Annotated in this window: 2 protein-coding genes; one reads left to right on the top strand and one right to left on the bottom strand. The window is 27.6% G+C overall.

What is annotated here, in order from left to right:
* Window positions 1-913 (top strand): 4-(cytidine 5'-diphospho)-2-C-methyl-D-erythritol kinase (locus B3N22_RS02495; RefSeq protein ID WP_286904600.1); only part of this gene is annotated, 913 nt, incomplete at its 5' end.
* Here the strand turns inward: B3N22_RS02495 and B3N22_RS02490 are convergent.
* A complete protein-coding gene (locus B3N22_RS02490; protein WP_286904599.1) occupies window positions 908-3,379 on the bottom strand; it encodes a tetratricopeptide repeat protein in 2,472 nt (823 codons plus the stop codon). The genes B3N22_RS02495 and B3N22_RS02490 overlap by 6 nt on opposite strands.
* Between the last annotated feature and the right edge of the window lie 53 nt (window positions 3,380-3,432).

Raw genomic sequence — 3,432 nt, 5'->3', positions numbered from 1 at the left:
GAGGATAATTCGTTATTATCCTACAAAGGAGAATACATTTATGATAATTCCAGCATATGCAAAATTAAACTTGTTACTAAACGTTCAATCAAAATACTTAAATGGTTATCATTCTCTTGAAACTATTATGGCACCTCTAGAATTATGTGATTATTTACATATAGACTTAATTGACAATAGTAATGAAATTATAATAGAAACAAATGTCAATAATATACCTACCGATGAACAGAATATTTTACATAAATGCATTTGTCTTTTTAAATTACATTACAATATATCAAGCGGGTTTAATATTTATCTTGAAAAGAATATTCCAGTTCGCTCTGGTCTGGGTGGTGAAAGTACTGATGCTGCTTCCATGATGAATTTTCTAAATCAAACATTTAAATTAAACATGCTTTATTCAGAAATTTTTTATTATGGAAGATTATTAAGCTGGGATGTTCCTATTTGTTATTTTCAAAAATATATGTATATTAATGATAAAAAATCCATATGTGAAGAAATTGATTGTGGTCAAGAATATTATATTTTACTAATTATGCCCGATTATGGGATATCTACATCAAAGGCATTTGATATGTTAGACATTAATCCGTATAAAAATGTTGAAGGAAATATTTTATTGGAATCACTTTTACAAAACCGCAAAGATATAGGGAGTTTTATACATAACAGCTTTATAGAGACAAACCATGTACTAAAATCAGATTTCTATAGACTACAAAGCTATTGCAAATCACTTAGGTTTGATGGAATTTCCATGACTGGCACGGGTTCGTGCTTTTTTATGATAACACATAATTATGAAATATTAAAAAATGGATATGAAGTTCTTTATCATCAATACCCTTATGTTTTTTCAACAAAAACATTATCTAACTTAAATATAAATAAATCATTATTATAGAAAAATTAAATTAGATATAATAACCTGATTCGCCTCCAGTGCATCAACTTGTAATAACGATGTAATATAGCCTCGCTTTTTACATTCTAACTTAATATCACTAAAATCTTCATTACTTATTTTTTCTTCATTTAAATATCTACACTGAAGTTGAATAATTTTCACATGTATTTTCCCCCAAGTATGATGAGTTTGTATATAAATATCCATACATTTTTCTAATATTTTTAAGGCGTATGAATAATTCCCCTTTTCTATTTCAATTAAGGCTAGTCCTAAATTAGTATGTGCAACCCAAGGGGTAACCCCTAGTGCTTGAAAATTTTCACAACACCTAGTATATGTTTTTCTAGCCTGTTCAAACAATTTTAGTTTTCTATAGATCTCAGCTCTAGTACACTCAAGATAATGTGCATATCTTTCATAGCCATAATTTTTTGCAATTTTAGTCCCTTCCATGTACGCAGCATCAGCTTTTCTTTCTTCTTTTTTGAATAAATAATAGTCTGCAATTTTTCTTAATGCCCTACATTGTAAATCATAGAAACAATATTTTATTGCAATATCAATTACTTGATCAAGGAAACCCTTAGCTTCATCATAACTACCTTTAATTAGTAGCATATTTGCTCTTGTGTATATTAATTCTGCATATTGACGTGGTTTTGTATCTATCTCAATAAAAGACTCTATACTATCAAGTAAACTTAAAGTATTGTCTATTGATTCATATGTCATCTGGTGCTTCGCTTTTTTTACATATAACTGCAATAACTTTTCGTTTTGCGAAATCTCTTTTATATCATATTCTTCTAGATACTTATCTAATAAATTAACCGCTTCTTTGAACTTTCCATTTAGCATAATCATATCAGAGTAAATTTCAAATAAATCCTCATTTATATCATATTTTAAATAACTATATACTTTATTCAAAATTTCATGTAGGTATAAAGATTCTCCTCTGTTTTGAAATATTTTGAAATATTTATAATATAAATCTACTATTGTTTTCTGAAATAACTGTGGTTCAAGAATATTACTATAATGATAAATACATTCTTTAATAGAAAGCTTCAATTTTTCATATGATATTTCATCCGTTATTTGTGCATTATAATAATTAATTACTAGCAAATTTACTTTTCTATAAAGCTCTGGAGAAATAAACTCTATTACTTCTTTTTGCATTAACTCATGTATATGATAATTATCTTCTGTTAATTGATTAACAAAAGATAATTTGTTGAATTCTTCAAATTTTGTAATTGGATACCCAATAGGCAATTTAGATAGCAAGTGGCAAAATAGTGAATAATTATAATAACGAGTTACAGATAGTAGTTTTATAGCTTCAATTTCTTTTTCTTGCAAGTATCTGAAAAAACATTCTAAAATTTCTCTTTTATTTGTTGCAAAAAGTTCTTTAGTTGGTATTACTTGAGAATTTTTTATTTCTACATAAGTATCAACAAGTAAATCTAGATAATATGGGTGACCAAAACTTACCTTGATCATCTGATCCCGTATATCAGATTCAATAATATTACATCCTTTTAAAAAATCATGTGCATTGGTTTCATCCAGTCTCTCTAACTTATGCTGCTCTATGGCATCTTTCCAGTCCGAGTCAAGATCTGACCATTCAAGAGATTCACGACCGCTAATGACAAAAAGAACCCCAGGCAACTTAGATATCATTTTACGTATTGCTTCATCCCGAGAAAACTTTGTTATTTCATTTTTATCATTACTCCACAGAGCTTCATATGTATCAAGAAATACAACAATAATTTTATCCTTGTTTGATTCAATATATTTTCTGATATCATACGCCCAAAATTCTGGCAATAGGTTCTCAATATCAGCAACATCCATTAACTCTAATCGTTTCAAATCTTCTTTTAAATCCTTATCCAAATTAAGCTTATAGTTTGTTAACTCGTATAACTTGTTAACCATATTAGGGATAATACCTAATATACCTAATCCATCCATAACACTTAAAACATCCGCTACAATCCCCAAATTTTCGTCAAAAATTACCTTTTTATTGTGATTATAAAGAATATCTTTATTACTTTTTTGAAAGTACAATGCATATGCAATACTAAAATGAGTCATTTGTATATTTTTATTAGAGAATGACATGGATAACTCCAATAACATTCTAGATGTAGATTGATTCGGTATATTGGCTAAATCTACAGAAGTATAAATGGTATCTTCATAAAAAGATTTAGCCTGCTTTTTTAATTCTTTTTGTAAACTACTTTTTCCAACACCACCAATTCCATAATAAGTTAGAATGTGGTGTTTGTTTTTATCTTCATAACGTTCTTTGATAATTTGATCAAGTTTTTTCTTAAAAGCTTTTTTGGGTAAATCCCTATCTGTGAAATTTTTATTGATATAAAATCTAGAGCTTTCGGTTTTTCCTATAGTAAATTTGGAGTTAATTGCCATAATTATTTTCCTCTTATTTCTCATTAAATCATGGATAATAACGAATTATCCTC

It is taken from the genome of Clostridium sp. UBA1652, assembly GCF_002320975.1.
GTDB lineage: Bacteria > Bacillota > Clostridia > Clostridiales > Clostridiaceae > Clostridium_T > Clostridium_T intestinale.
This window is presented reverse-complemented; position numbering and strand designations above follow the sequence as displayed.

What these genes read in the sequence shown, in the direction of transcription:
- B3N22_RS02490 (WP_286904599.1), bottom strand. Translation starts at nt 3,379, where the DNA reads ATGGCAATTAACTCCAAATTTACTATAGGAAAAACCGAAAGCTCTAGA.